The organism is Polaromonas sp. YR568 (assembly GCF_943371715.1).
In the GTDB taxonomy this organism is placed as follows: Bacteria; Pseudomonadota; Gammaproteobacteria; order Burkholderiales; family Burkholderiaceae_C; genus Polaromonas.
Genome location: NZ_CALRVW010000003.1, coordinates 250,257 through 263,441, shown reverse-complemented (window position 1 = coordinate 263,441; position 13,185 = coordinate 250,257). Strand labels below are relative to the sequence as shown.

The 13,185-nt window shown below is 64.1% G+C and carries 17 protein-coding genes; 9 read left to right on the top strand and 8 right to left on the bottom strand.

The features are described 5' to 3' along the window. Nucleotides 1–60: 60 nt before the first annotated feature. Together AAG813_RS04095 and AAG813_RS04090 are read left to right on the top strand one after the other, a co-directional pair. Nucleotides 61–1,497 (top strand): S41 family peptidase, encoded by a 1,437-nt coding sequence (locus AAG813_RS04095; protein ID WP_300536674.1) that lies wholly within the window; start codon nt 61–63, stop codon nt 1,495–1,497. A gap of 78 nt (nt 1,498–1,575) precedes the next feature. Continuing rightward, on the top strand, nt 1,576–2,331 hold the full coding sequence (locus tag AAG813_RS04090; RefSeq protein ID WP_341912084.1) for a HesA/MoeB/ThiF family protein: 756 nt from the start codon (nt 1,576–1,578) through the stop codon (nt 2,329–2,331). A 54-nt stretch (nt 2,332–2,385) separates the two neighbouring features. Here AAG813_RS04090 and AAG813_RS04085 read toward each other — a convergent pair whose 3' ends face one another. Next, a complete protein-coding gene (locus tag AAG813_RS04085) occupies nt 2,386–4,386 on the bottom strand; it encodes an AsmA family protein (RefSeq protein ID WP_341912083.1) in 2,001 nt (666 codons plus the stop codon). Between the two features lie 384 nt (nt 4,387–4,770). On the opposite strand from AAG813_RS04085, the gene AAG813_RS04080 reads away from it, so the two are divergent. Next, on the top strand, nt 4,771–5,169 hold the full coding sequence (locus tag AAG813_RS04080; RefSeq protein WP_096698226.1) for a response regulator: 399 nt from the start codon (nt 4,771–4,773) through the stop codon (nt 5,167–5,169). 23 nt (nt 5,170–5,192) lie between these two features. Here the strand turns inward: AAG813_RS04080 and AAG813_RS04075 are convergent, their stop codons facing one another. Beyond that, on the bottom strand, nt 5,193–5,825 hold the full coding sequence (locus AAG813_RS04075) for a response regulator transcription factor (RefSeq protein ID WP_096698225.1): 633 nt from the start codon (nt 5,823–5,825) through the stop codon (nt 5,193–5,195). Nucleotides 5,826–5,979: 154 nt separating this feature from the next. Here AAG813_RS04075 and AAG813_RS04070 point away from each other — a divergent pair, with 154 nt between their 5' ends. From AAG813_RS04070 to AAG813_RS04045, 6 genes are all read left to right on the top strand, one after another. Then, nucleotides 5,980–7,296 (top strand): CHASE3 domain-containing protein, encoded by a 1,317-nt coding sequence (locus AAG813_RS04070; RefSeq protein ID WP_341912080.1) that lies wholly within the window; start codon nt 5,980–5,982, stop codon nt 7,294–7,296. Nucleotides 7,297–7,514: 218 nt separating this feature from the next. Continuing rightward, nucleotides 7,515–7,679 carry a DUF1328 domain-containing protein gene (locus AAG813_RS04065; RefSeq protein WP_096667256.1) on the top strand — a complete coding sequence of 55 codons (165 nt, stop codon included), beginning with the start codon at nt 7,515–7,517 and terminating at the stop codon, nt 7,677–7,679. Nucleotides 7,680–7,752: 73 nt separating this feature from the next. After that, entirely contained in the window at nt 7,753–8,151 is a 399-nt protein-coding gene (locus AAG813_RS04060; RefSeq protein ID WP_341912077.1) for a hypothetical protein, read from the top strand. A gap of 41 nt (nt 8,152–8,192) precedes the next feature. Next, a complete protein-coding gene (locus AAG813_RS04055; RefSeq protein WP_341912075.1) occupies nt 8,193–8,558 on the top strand; it encodes a hypothetical protein in 366 nt (121 codons plus the stop codon). Between the two features lie 7 nt (nt 8,559–8,565). Then, a complete protein-coding gene (locus tag AAG813_RS04050; protein WP_341912073.1) occupies nt 8,566–8,985 on the top strand; it encodes a hypothetical protein in 420 nt (139 codons plus the stop codon). A gap of 94 nt (nt 8,986–9,079) precedes the next feature. Beyond that, a complete protein-coding gene (locus AAG813_RS04045; RefSeq protein ID WP_096698221.1) occupies nt 9,080–9,394 on the top strand; it encodes a BON domain-containing protein in 315 nt (104 codons plus the stop codon). A 246-nt stretch (nt 9,395–9,640) separates the two neighbouring features. On the opposite strand, the gene AAG813_RS04040 is transcribed toward AAG813_RS04045, so the two are convergent. The 6 genes from AAG813_RS04040 to AAG813_RS04015 form a co-directional block, all read right to left on the bottom strand. After that, nucleotides 9,641–10,096: a BON domain-containing protein gene (locus tag AAG813_RS04040; RefSeq protein ID WP_341912070.1), complete on the bottom strand. Its 456-nt coding sequence runs from the start codon at nt 10,094–10,096 to the stop codon at nt 9,641–9,643. Between the two features lie 42 nt (nt 10,097–10,138). Next, nucleotides 10,139–10,336 carry a CsbD family protein gene (locus AAG813_RS04035; protein ID WP_341912068.1) on the bottom strand — a complete coding sequence of 66 codons (198 nt, stop codon included), beginning with the start codon at nt 10,334–10,336 and terminating at the stop codon, nt 10,139–10,141. Between the two features lie 140 nt (nt 10,337–10,476). Then, nucleotides 10,477–10,890, bottom strand: a complete 414-nt coding sequence (locus AAG813_RS04030; protein ID WP_341912066.1) for a thermonuclease family protein — start codon at nt 10,888–10,890, stop codon at nt 10,477–10,479. Between the two features lie 68 nt (nt 10,891–10,958). Beyond that, nucleotides 10,959–11,792: a DUF429 domain-containing protein gene (locus tag AAG813_RS04025; RefSeq protein ID WP_341912064.1), complete on the bottom strand. Its 834-nt coding sequence runs from the start codon at nt 11,790–11,792 to the stop codon at nt 10,959–10,961. 13 nt (nt 11,793–11,805) lie between these two features. After that, nucleotides 11,806–12,687 carry a DMT family transporter gene (locus AAG813_RS04020; protein WP_341912062.1) on the bottom strand — a complete coding sequence of 294 codons (882 nt, stop codon included), beginning with the start codon at nt 12,685–12,687 and terminating at the stop codon, nt 11,806–11,808. 64 nt (nt 12,688–12,751) lie between these two features. Beyond that, the gene (locus AAG813_RS04015; RefSeq protein ID WP_096698215.1) at nt 12,752–13,177 is read right to left on the bottom strand and encodes a BLUF domain-containing protein; all 426 of its coding nucleotides are present in this window, start codon (nt 13,175–13,177) and stop codon (nt 12,752–12,754) included. Nucleotides 13,178–13,185: the final 8 nt, after the last annotated feature.

The following is a 13,185-nucleotide window of genomic DNA, read 5'->3' as shown; positions in this document are numbered from 1 at the left end:
GTGTATATTGTTTCAAATTCTGTGACAACTGCTCCGAAACCGGGGCGAATGAAGGTGTTTATGGGTCAGAAACTCAAGATAGCAGGCTGGATTTCCATCGGCGCGGTCGCCGGTGCGTTGACGACCGTGCAACTGCAGGCGGTGGCACGGGGCGGACTCACGCCCCTGCCGCTGGAAGAGCTGCAGCAGCTGGCCGCCGTGTTCGGCATGGTCAAAACCGACTATGTGGAGCCTGTTGACGAGAAAAAACTCATCACCGACGCGATCTCCGGCATGGTCGCCAGCCTGGACCCGCATTCGGTTTATTTCGACAAGAAGTCCTTCAAGGAATTCCGGGAGGGCACCAGCGGCCGCTTTGTCGGCGTCGGCATCGAGATCTCGCAGGAAGACGGGCTGGTCAAGGTGGTTTCACCGATCGAAGGCTCCCCAGCCGACCGCGCCGGCCTCAAGCCCAATGACCTGATCACCAAAATCGACGACACCGCGGTCAAGGGCCTGAGCCTGAACGACGCCGTCAAGAAGATGCGCGGCGAGCCACGGACCAAGGTCACGCTGATGATCTTCCGCAAGGACGAAAACCGCACCTTCCCGGTGACCATCACACGCGAGGAAATCCGCACCCAGTCGGTCCGCAGCAAGGTGATCGAGCCCGGTTACGCGTGGATCCGCCTGAGCCAGTTCCAGGAACGCACGGTCGATGATTTCGTCGCCAAGCTCGAACAGATCTACAAGCAGGAACCCAACCTCAAGGGGCTGGTGCTGGATCTGCGCAACGACCCGGGCGGCCTGCTCGACGCCGCCGTGGCGGTGTCCGCTGCCTTCCTGCCCGAGAACGTCACCGTGGTGTCGACCAACGGGCAACTGGCCGAAAGCAAGTTCACCTACAAGGCCTCGCCCGAGTTTTACCAGCGCCGCAATGCCGCCGATCCGCTCAAGCGCCTGCCCGCAGCCGTCAAGAACGTGCCGCTGGTGGTGCTGGTCAACGAGGGTTCGGCATCGGCCAGCGAAATCGTCGCCGGTGCGCTGCAGGACTACAAACGCGCGACCATCATGGGCAACCAGACTTTCGGCAAGGGCTCGGTGCAGACCGTTCGCCCCCTGGGTCCCGACACCGGCCTGAAGCTCACCACCGCGCGTTACTTCACGCCCAGCGGCAAGTCGATCCAGGCCAAGGGCATCGTGCCCGACGTGATGGTGGACGAAACGCTGGAAGGTAGCCCGTTTGCGGCCCTGCGCACGCGCGAAGCCGATCTGGAGAAACACCTCGCCAGCGGCCAGGGTGCCGAAGTGAAAGACCCGGGCCGTGAAAAAGCCCGCGAGGAAGCGCTCAAGCGCCTGGAAGAGGAGTCCAGGAAGAGCCCCGAGCAGCGCCGCCCGCCCGAGTTCGGCAGCGACAAGGACTTCCAGCTCGCGCAGGCCATCAACCAGCTCAAGGGCCGGCCCGTGATGATCAGCAAGACCATGGTCGAGCGCAAGGAAGAGAAAAAGGAAAACTGACCGCGTCTGTCTGCCTGGCTGCGGGTCCGGATGGACCGGCCGCCAGGTTGCCCCGCACTGCCCGGGTCACGTCCGCCCATGAACGATACCCAGCTGCTGCGTTATTCGCGCCACATCCTGCTCGACGAACTGGGCGTGGAAGGCCAGAACACCCTGCTGTCGTCGCGTGCGCTCATCGTGGGGGCAGGCGGGCTGGGCTCACCCGTCGCACTTTATCTGGGCAGCGCCGGGGTCGGACACATCACCGTGGTGGATGACGACCGGGTCGATGCCACCAACCTGCAGCGGCAAATCGCCCACACGCTGGCACGTGTCGGCCAGTACAAGGCGCACTCCGTGCAACAGGCCGTCGCCGCCATCAATCCGGACGTCGAGGTCACTGCCGTCACCGCGCGCGCCGACGCTGCCGTGCTCGACGACCACGTCCAGCAGGCCGACGTGGTGCTGGACTGCACCGACAACTTTGCCACGCGCCAGCTGATCAACCGTGCCTGCGTGAAGCACCGCAAACCGCTGGTCTCCGGTGCGGCCATTCGTTTCGACGGCCAGGTGACGGTCTACGATCCGCGCCAGGGCAGCTCACCTTGTTACGCCTGTGTCTTTCCGCCGACGGAGACGGTGCAGGAGGCCCAGTGCGCCACCATGGGCGTGTTTGCCCCGCTGGTGGGCATTGTCGGCACGGTGCAGGCGGCCGAAGCGCTCAAGCTGCTGTGCGGCATTGGCCAGGCGCTCACGGGGCGGCTGGTGATGCTCGACGCACGCAACATGGACTGGCACCACGTGCGGGTTGCACGCCAGCCCGCCTGTCCGGTGTGCGGCAGCCCTCAGGCCTGATCGCCGGCCAGCCCCGGCGCCCCTGAGGCGCCGCTGCCTATTCGGCCTTTCGGCTTATCGTTTGGCCGCCGGGCTGGCCGCTGCGGGCTTTTCCGGTGGTTTCACCGGGCTGGCCACTGCCAGCACCCGTTCGCAATCGGCATCTTTGCCAGGCCCGGTTTCCACCGTCGCGGCCAGCGCGAGCAATGGGTTGATCGCGCCCAGCAGCAGAGCAATACCGGCCCGGCCCGCCAGCGCCGCCTTGTCGGGGCCCACCGCCGGCTTCGCAAATGTGCCGGTGATTTTGAGGGGGGAGCGCAGGCTCAGGATGCTCTGGTCCTTGGGCTGTGGGTACAGCACCAGGTCCAGCGTTTCATTGGCCAGGCTGACCTGGCCAACGCCGTTGACCAGGGTGTCGGTGGTGTCCAGCAGGATGGCCCGGCTGGTCATCAGGCCCTGCTTGACATCAAATGCTGCGGCAGCGCAGCGCAGGGTGACATTGCGGTCACCGCTGGCCAGAAACTTGATGATCTCGCCGCCGTCCAGTCCCATGAACTCGAGCAGGATGTTGCTGACCTGGCCCCGGCCCATCAGCAGGGCCACGCTGCCGGAGGACGAACCGAGCACCTGGGCGCCGGAATTGCCGCGGCCGGTCAGGTCGATCCGCCCGTTGAGTTTGCCCAGACTGCCTTCGGTGCGTTCGATGCGCGGGAACAGCTGGTTCAGCTGCAGCGTGCGGGCTTCGAGCCTGGCCTGCACCAGGGCGGGTTTGCTGTTGGCATCGATGCGGATCAGGCCGGCAAGCCGGCCGCCAGCCACCCCCATGTCCAGCGGATCGAGCTGCAACACGCCGTCCTTCAGGAGAATGCGCGCGTCAAAACGGTCCAGCGGAAAGGCGCCAGCGTTCTTGACGTCCACCACCTTGTAGTTGACGTCGGCATTCATGGTTTTGAGCCGCTCGAAGTCCAGCGTGGCCGTCGGCAACACCTTGCCGGCCGCCTGCACCTGCTTGGCGGCCGAGGAAGGCTTGTCCTTGGCAACGGTTTTGGTCGTTGCGCGTGAATCCCCCGTGGGCACGCCAATCAGCGGGCCCAGGTCCTCGAAATCGAGTGACCGGGACTGCACCTTGCCCGACAGCAGGGCCAGCTGGCCCGAGCGGTCATAGGCGAGATCACCCGACAGGTCGGATTTGCCAAGACGCCCCTGGATGGCGGTTACCTTCCAGACCGCCCCCTGCTTGCCGAGGTGACCGCGCAGGGCATAGGTGGGCGTATCCGGCAACACGACGCCCAGCAGGTTGTACAGGTCGGCCAGCGTGCGGCCCTTGAGGTCGAAATTGGCATCCAGCCCATCGAGCGCGGCCAGATTGCCGATACTGCCCCTGGCCTGCAGCGTGGTTCGGCCCGCACTGGCATTGATTTCGATCGGAAACGGATTGACCTGGGTGTCGCTGAGCTGCAGCACGCTGCCGGTGCGCCCCTGGGCCGAGAAGGCCTCTTTTTTCCAGGTGCCGCGCGCCTGGTAGCTCAGCGGCATGTCGCGCGCCGCCGCCGCTGTTCCGGCCTCGGCCTTACTTGCCGCGGTCACGCCGAACTCGGTCTTGATGTCGGCCCCCTGCGCCTCGGCCAGGTAGTTGAGCACACCCTTGTCCACCAGCAACTGGCCAATGCGTGGCACGGTACCGGCATCGGACGTGTCCTTGCCCAAGGCCCAGGTGCGCCGGCCATCCGGCAGGATCTGCAGCCCCAGCACCGGCTGGCTCAGGCTGACGCGCGGGAGCTCAATCTCGCCGCGCAGCAAGGGCCAGAACCGGATGTCGAACTCGGCGGACTCGGCCTTGACCAGGTAAGGGTCACGTGCCCAGTGGGGATTGGCGAAAGTGATGCCATCGGCCTTGACCGTGATGGTGCGTCCCAGCTGCACATCCAGCCGCCGGGTGATTTCGAACTGGCGCCCGGTCTGGTCACTGACGTAACGGTTCACCGGCCCGCGCAACCAGTCCCAGGGGAAAAACACGATCACCAGCATCAGGACCACCAGCACCAGTGCCGCGCCCGCCACAAACCGAGCCCACATGGGGAGGAGGCGAAGCCGGGAGAGGGAGGTTGCGACACGGGTCATGGGGACGGCCTGCGATTCTTGAATGGGAAGACCGGGAGAGGCCCGACACCTGCAAGTGGTTGGCACCGCGCTGTTGTAAGCGAAGGGGAAATCAACCGACAGTGAAGTATCTGCCGGGAAGCGCTGGTGCACCGTGGGCAACAGCCATCGATGACTGTCAGTGCCTGCCTACAGTCCCCGAGTAGGAAACATCCTACAGGCCGACCACGCCCACCCTGTCAAAATGGCGGTGGAAATGTAGATACATTAGTTAACAGCTAATTGTGTACCCAGCCAGGGGTCGTTGTAACTGTTTGAAAAATGCCGCGGTCAGGGATGGCAGACCGGGATTGAAGCTCAGTGGGACTAAAAACTTATATCGTCGAAGACAACGCCACCATCCGTGACAATCTCATGGCTACGCTGGAAGAGCTGGCCGGTATTGACGCAGTCGGCACGGCGGAGACGGAAAATGAAGGCAAGGCCTGGTTGCTGGCGAACGGTCAGCAATGGGACCTGGCGATCGTGGACCTGTTTCTCAAGCAGGGGAGCGGACTGGGTGTCCTTGAAGCCTGCCGCAACCGTCAGGTGCATCAAAAAGTCATCGTGCTGAGCAACTACGCGACGGCCGACATACGCAAGCGTTGCGCCCAGCTCGGCGTGGACGCGGTCTTCGACAAATCCAACGAGATAGACGCGCTGGTCGACTACTGCATCGAGCAGTGTCGATCCATCAACGCCAGCCAGCCCCAGAAATAGGGCGGGCCGCAGGCGCCAGGGCCTCAGTCGATCAGCTTGTTCTTGAGCGCGTAATACGTCAGGTCGCTGTTGGACGCCAGGCTCATTTTTTCCATCACACGGGTCCGGTAGGTGCTGACCGTCTTGACACTCAAGGACAGCGCCTTGGCAATGTCGCCCGCGGTTTCACCCTTGGCCAGCTTGAGAAACACCTGAAACTCGCGCTCGGAGAGCTGCTCGTGAGGCGTGGCGTCGTTTTTCCTGTTCAGCTGTTGCGCCAGCAACTCGGCCACTGCCGGGGTGATGTAGCGTTTTCCGAGCGAAATCACGCGGATCGCATTGACGATCTCCATCGGATCACACTCCTTGTTCAGGTAACCGCTGGCGCCCTGGCGAATCAGGTTGACGGCGTAATGCTCTTCCGGGTATCCGCTGAGAATCAGGATGCCGACATCGGGGGCCTTGGCGCGGATCATGGCCAGGGCATCGATTCCGCTCTGGCCGGGCATGGACAGGTCCATGACCAGAATGTCCAGTTCGACATTTCGCACCAGGTCAATGGCCTCGCGGCCACTGGCGGCTTCACCCACGACCCTGAAATCGACCTGATCCGAGAAGAACTGCTTGAGCCCGGAGCGCACGATGGCATGGTCATCCACAATTCCAATTTTGATCATTTCATGTCCTCTTGGTTAGGCTGGCATCGCCAAACGGCACAATGCAGCAACACAGCCTCGCGCAATTACGGGCTTCTTTCTTCAGTAGCGATTATTCACGATTATTGATCCATGCCGAACGGAGATCAGGATGAGATGGTTTGCAATCCCAAAAATGGCAATCAGCCTGCCGCTGGCGGTGCTGGCAGCGGTCGTCCTGATTTCCATCAACGAGGCGGGTTTTCGCCTGTCCACCGAGGCCGTCAGCCGGATTGAGGAGTCGCAGGCCACACGCGGCGCCGTCAATGTCCTGTTGCAGCAGATGCTGGATGCCGAGACCGGGCAGCGCGGCTATCTGCTGACCGGGGACCCAAAATACCTGGAACCTTACGACGCGGCGACCGCCGACCTCAACCAGACCCTGGACACCCTGCGCCGGCACTACACCCCCTACCCCGCGGAGCTGGCGGAGTTCGGCCTGCTGTCGCGCAGCGTGTCGCGCAAGCTGGCGGAGATGGACCTGAGCGTGCGCATGCGCAAGCAGGGCAACGAAGAAGCCTGGAAGTTTGTGCTGACCACCGACGTGGGCATGGACCAGATGAACGCCATCCGCAGCCAGATCGTCAAGCTGGTCCACGCCAGCAACAACAAAATGAGCACGGCCCAGGCCCAGATCAGCCGGTCGCTGCAGTTGTCGCGCATCGGCATCGCCCTGATGGCGCTGGCCGGGCTGCTGGCGTTTTACATGTATCTGCGGCAAACCCGGGCCCTGCTGGATGCCGGCAGGCGCGAACAGGAAGCCCTGCAGCGCGAACGCGACCAGCTGGACAAGGAAGTGCGCGACCGCACGGCCACCCTGGCCGAACTGGCTACCCACCTGCAGCAGGTGCGGGAAGACGAACGCGGCCACCTGGCACGTGAGCTGCACGACGAACTGGGCGCCCTGCTGACGGCGGCCAAGCTTGATGTGGCGCGCATCAAATCGCGGCTCGGTGTGATTTCTCCGGAAGCCGCCGAACGCATGCAGCACCTGATCGAAACGCTCAACAGTGGCATTGCGCTCAAGCGCCGCATTGTGGAGGACTTGCGGCCCTCCTCGCTGTCGCACCTGGGGCTGGTCGCATCGCTCGAAATTCTGGCGCGCGAATTCGAAGACCGGTCCGGCCTGAGCATCATCACCGACCTGGAGACAGTGGAGCTCGGCGGCTCGGCACAGCTCACGGTCTACCGGCTGGTGCAGGAGTCGCTGACCAACATCGGCAAATACGCCGAAGCGAAACAGGCAGAAATCAGCCTGCATGATTTTGACGGCTACATCACGGTCGAGGTCCGGGACGACGGCACCGGCTTCGACACCACGCAGATCAAGGGATCGAGCCACGGCCTGGCCGGCATGCGCCACCGGGTCGAAGCGGCAGGCGGACGCCTGACCGTGGTCTCCAGTCCCGGTCAGGGCACCCGCATTTCCGCCGTGTTGCCCAAAACGATTTAAGCGCAGACCCTCCCGCAGCCCCGGCCTCGGGCACAGAGTGGCCTCCTGCACAAAAAAATGCCTATCGGCTGCGTCCTACACGGCATGTTCATGCCAACCGACAAAGGCATCCGGCACTCACCGATGAACACGCGGAGCTTCCACGTTTAATCTTGCTACAGGTGTTTCAACTGCGAGCACCACACATATCAAGGGCGCACCCCTGCAAGGAGATCGACATGCTGCACTATTCCGTTGTTTTCCTCGTGATCGCCCTGATTGCAGCCGTGTTCGGTTTCGGAGGCATTGCCGCTGGCGCCGTCGAAATTGCCAAGATCCTCTTTTTCATCTTTGCCATCATGGCTGTGATCAGCTTCGTGGTCGGCCTGATGAAAAGAAAGTGACACCCCACCCTCTTCCAGTTCCTGCGTGCATCGCGCTGGTACCAGCCTTTTCCCTTCATTTTCCAAGGATCCCATGAAAAACCCCCTCTCCCAATCCCCTGAACAAAACGCCCTGTCGGGTTCGCGTCATCTGTCCGAACAGATGTTGAGCGGTGCCGAGCGGGCCATGGACAGCACCCGCAGCCTGGCCAACGACACCCTGGACCGCGCCGAGGACAAGGTCCGCCATTTGCGCGGCAGCATCGACCCGCTGGTCGACAAGCTGGCCACCCAGGCGCAGAAGCTGGCACGTCAGAGCCTGGACATGGCCTCCGAGGCCAGTGACCGTGCGCAGCGTTCCATGCACCGTTATGCAGACGCCACGACGCGTTATGTGTCCAATGAGCCGGTGAAGTCCGTGCTGATCGCCGCCGCAGTCGGCGCAGCCGTGGCCTTGCTGGTGGCCTCGACCGTGCATCGCGACAAGCGCTGATCTCCGCCGTTTCGCTTTCTTTGCCCCACTACTGAGCGCCCATGCTGCATCCGCTGTTTTCCATTCTCGTCAGACGCCCCGACCTGGTGGTCGATCACCTGTCGGCCTATGGCGCCCTGGTCCAGGAGGAAGCTTCGGAAGCCGGGTCGGAGCTGCTTCAGCGCGGACTGGCGTGGGGCCTGGTCATCCTGTGTGCCGGCGTGTTTTTGACGCTGGCGGGTGTGGCGCTGATGCTCGGTGTGTTGCTGAACCAGTTTCACTGGGTGCTGGTGGCCATTCCTGCCGTCATGTTGGTGCTGCTGCTGATCGCCTTCGGCAAAGCGCGGCAACCCCTGGCCGCCAGCCCTTTTGAAGAACTCAAGGCCCAGCTGGACCGCGATGCGCAGGCATTGCGCGCAGCCGCCTGACCCGATGATGAACGACAACACTGCGCTTTCTCCCCGCGAACGCCTGGCCAACAGCCGGCAGGCGATTGTTCGCCAGATGGGGCATGACACTGCCACAGCGGTCGAGCATGGCGGCAGCGCTGACGAAATTGACGCGTCGGCCAGCACCTGGTCGCTCGTCAAACAGACCGCCCTGTCCTGGTGGCAAGGCCACCCGGCCAGCCTGGCACTGGATTTTGCCCAGCCCAGGATGGAGCGTTTTGCCCAGGAGCATCCCGTGAGGCTGCTGGCCATTTCTGCGGGCCTGGGCGCGGCGGCCGTGCTTTTCCGGCCCTGGCGCCTGATATCGCTGACCGGCCTCGTTTTCGCGGCGCTGAAGTCATCCGAGGTCGCCGGCCTGGCCAGCTCCCTGCTGGCTTCCGGCACCCGGAGCGACCGCTTTCGATGAATTCCATTCGCAAACCGACTGGCGTGGTGCCGTCAGTCGGCCAGCTTCTCAACTCTCCGCACCAAAACATATTTATAAACTTCAAGGAAAAACCATGAAATACGCTCGCGCAATTGCATTCGCCGCCCTGGCTGGCATCACCATCATCAGCGCTGGTTGCGCCGTGACCCGCGGTCAGGAAACTGCCGGTTCTTACGTTGACGACGCCGCCATCACCACCGCGGTGAAAGCCAAGTTCGCCGCAGACAAGACCGTTGCCGCCACGTCCATCAGCGTCGAAACGCTGAACGGCACGGTGCAACTGTCCGGTTTTGCCAAATCGGCTGCCGAAAAAGCCCAGGCTGAAACCATTGCACGCAACACCAAGAACGTCCGCGCTGTGCGCAACGACATCGTCGTTCGTCCTTGAACTAGCCCCGATGGGGTGACACGGGCTGGCCCTGCCAGCCCGTGAAGCGGGGTCCGGTTGTTTTCAACCGGACCCCGCTTTGCTTTTGGCGGGTCAGCATGCGATACCGCGCCCTCGGGGCGAACCGACCCGCTTGCATGAGGCCGGCACCATGCTGCGCCCAGTCCACCAGTCGGAGCTCAAAAAAAAGTCACTGGGCGCTACCCGAAGGTGCGTGCCAGTGACTGATTTGGACAAAAAAGTGACTTAACCGGGTTTGACCACCAGCTGGTTGTTGACCGATGTCACACCCTTGACCTGCTTGGCGATGTCGGTGGCCTTGTCTTTGGCTGCCGCGCTGGGTGCCGGGCCATTCAGGGTGACCACGCCATCCTTGGTGTCGACGTTGATCTTGATCGCGCTCAGATCCGGGTCCTTGGCGAGCCCGGTGGAAACGGTCGCCGTGATGGTGACGTCGTCTATCTTTTCACCCATGGTGGTGCTGGCCTGGCTGCCCGTGGCCTGCACATCCTTGGATGCTTCCTTCATGGCATTGCCGGCATCCTTGGCAGCCTGCTCGGTCTTGGCGATGCCGGAGTCGACCGACTGGCCGACGGTCTTGCCGTCATCCGCCTTGTTGCAGGCCGTCAGTGCCAGCAGGACGGCAGCGGAACACGCCAGCGCCAGTAGCGGTCGCCGCGCTGGAAAAGGGGTCGGGTTCATGAGGGCTCTCCTGTGTTGAGGTGAGATTCGCAACCGGTACGCTCAGATCTTGTCGATCAGCTTCTTGGCGTTGTCCTTGATGTTTTCCTTGGCGTCGCCGTAACCCGCCTCGGTTTTGCCCTTGGCCTGGTCAGCCAGTCCTTCGGCCTCCAGCTTTTCATTGCCAACCACGCGGCCCGCCACTTCCTTGGCTTTGCCCGCAGCCTGGTCCACACGGCCTTCGACTTGATGCTTGTTCATGGTGCTTTTTCCTTTGAAAATGGAGTTCGGCCCGCCAGGATGGCGAGCACAGTTCCACTGTAGGCAGGCCGCTTGGGCCAGCCCGTCAGCGTCTGCGGAATTTTTTGTAGGACGGCAGGCAATCCCTGCGCACCCGGCGCCTAAGGGTGACAGGTGCCGTGCCGCTTGCGGAAAAGGCGGGGCGGCAGCGCCTGCGGATCGGCAAACAGCCCACGCTGCGCCGAGCGGGCCTGCGCCTGCAAGCGCAGGTAGGGCCCGCCCTCACGGCCATACCGGTAGGACCAGGCATGGCCTTGCTCGACCATCCAGCCGGCCATGTCTTCGCCGTTCAGATGCACGGTCGCCACGGCGCGGCCGTAGTCGTCAAAACGGTGCGTCGCCACGACCACCGTGCGGCGCGCCACGCGGCTGGCCAGGGCAACACGCGCGGCACGGCCACCGGCCTGGCAGATCTCGGGCGCATCGATGCCGGCCAGGCGCAGCTTGACCGGCTTGCCGCCTCCGGCGGGCCGGACCCAGAGGGTGTCTCCGTCGGTGACATGGGTGACTTTCATGCGTTCAGCCCATGCACAATGGGCGGTAGCAGCTATCAAAAATATAGCAATTCTGAAGACGGCCATGGTCATGCAGTAACGATCCAGCCCTCGAGCGGGTCGACGCCGGCGGGCAGGCCGTACTGCGCGGCGCCCTGCGCATGCTGCGCCTGGGCCCACGCGGCCTGCATCAGGCAGAGCGTCGCATCCAGGCTGTCGCCGCTGGCGTCGTCGACCAGCGTGTCGCGCTGCGCATGGCTGAGCTTCAGGCGCAGGCCCAGCCGGGTCTGGCCCATCTCCAGCGCGGTGATCAGGTCCTTGCGCGCAATCAGCCGGTCCGGCGTCTGCTTGAGCCGGTCGTCGCTTTTGTAGGAACGCCGCCCCAGCACCTCGCGCGCGAGCAGCCCCGGGTAGGCTTCGAGCGCAACGCGCGACAGGTCGCCCGCGTGCAGGCCAGGCAGGTGAACGCCGGCGGCCAGCAGCCGCGGCACACCGGCGTGCAGCATGAAGGCCACCGGCGGGTTGATCCATTTCATCGACGGGCTGGAGCCGGCCGGCAGGTCGGTGGCGCGGTGCGCAAACTTGCCGCCCACAGGACGCGCCGCACAGAAGGCTGCAAACGTCTGCCGGATCTCTTCCCGGCTGAGGCTGGCGTAGTGGGCCATCAGTTCCGTCCAGGTGCCGGGCCAGCCGAGCTGCTCGACCAGCTCGCGCGGCAGGCCGAACGGTAAGTCAAAAGCGCCCAGCCAGGCACGCGGCTGGCTCAGCCAGTCCCCGAAGGCTTCCAGCGACGCGATGCGCTCCAGTCCGCTCAGCAACACCCGCCCGCTGGAGAGCGATCCACTGGCCAGGACGATGGGCTTGCGGCGTGTCGGGCTGCTGGAAAAATCGCAGCCTATCAGCAGGGGCAGTGTCGGGGTCATGGGCCGCTTCCGTTCAACCCAGCGCCAGCGCACTCACGCCCGCCGCAATCAGGCCGGCGCCCAGCAGGCGCTGCAGACGGTCGCCCTCGCCGAGCAGATGCCCGCCGATCAGCGCAGCGAACAGCATGGAGACCTCGCGCGCCGGCGCCACATGCGACAGCGGCGCCACCTGCATCGCATACAGCACCAGCACGTAGGAGACCGGGCTGATGGCGCCGACCAGCAGCGCGTACTTCCATTGCTGGCGCCACAGCCGCGCCGCCGTCGGCCGGTCACGCAGCACCACCGGCGCCAGCAGCGCCAGCCGCACGAAATTGCCCAGGTAGTCGAGCAGGATGGGCGACATCAGCATGAATTTGACCGCGTAACCGTCCACCACCGTGTAGCTGGCGATGAAGGCCCCGGTGAGCAGGCCGTACAGCATGCCCTTGTGCACGCGGCGACGCTGGGCCGGGTCGTGCGCGGCACGCAGCAGGCCGGGACCGCCGGCAATCAGGAACACGCCAAGCACCACGCCGGCGATGCCGGCCAGCCCCAGCGCCGAAATCTGCTCGCCCAGCAGCGTGATGGCCACCAGCGAGGACAGCAGCGGCGCGGAGCCGCGCGCCAGCGGGTAGACCACCGTCAGGTCGGCCTTGCGGTAGCCGCGCAGCAGGATCACGTAATACAGCACATGCAGCACGCCGCTGACGGCGATGAAGGCCCATTCGCGCCAGCCCCAGCCGGGAAGCACGCCCCAGGCGGCCCACGCACCGACCGGCGCCCAGACCAGCATCAAGGTCACGCTGGTGAAAAAGGCGAAGCGGGCGTCGCCGCCGGCTTTTTTGGCCGCAATGTTCCAGCTGGCGTGAATCAGGCCGGCAAGCAGGACCAGGGCAAAAGCGGACAGCGGCATGGCGCAAGCGGCGGGCAGCGCGCACGAACGCCGTGCGCCCGCGCCTCCGCCTGACCCGCAGGACTCAGACCTTGCCGCAGATGGAAGCGGTGGCCATCAGGTCTTCCAGCAAAGCCAGCGACACCTTGCCCGACACCGAATACGGGTCGAGCTCGGCCTTCTCGGAGTATTTGAGCAGGATGGAGGCGTTGATGCGCTCGACATTGACCTGGCCCATGGTCCAGCCGCCAAAACGCCGCTCGGAGATCTCCTCGTAATGCAGCAGCACCACGTCCTTGTGACGCGGGTCCCTCTGGATGTGGCCGTAGAGGTCGCTGACCTGCATGCGCCCGCCCTCCAGGGCCTGCAGAAAAATGCCGCCGCCGTAGCAGAGGATGCCGGTGATGCCCATGGCCGGGTTGTGGCTGCGCGACTGCGCAAGGATGGATTCGGTGAGATCGCTGGAGCCGGGGTTGACCGAGCGGCTGGCGTAAAGAAGGCGTACCAACATCGTGTGTC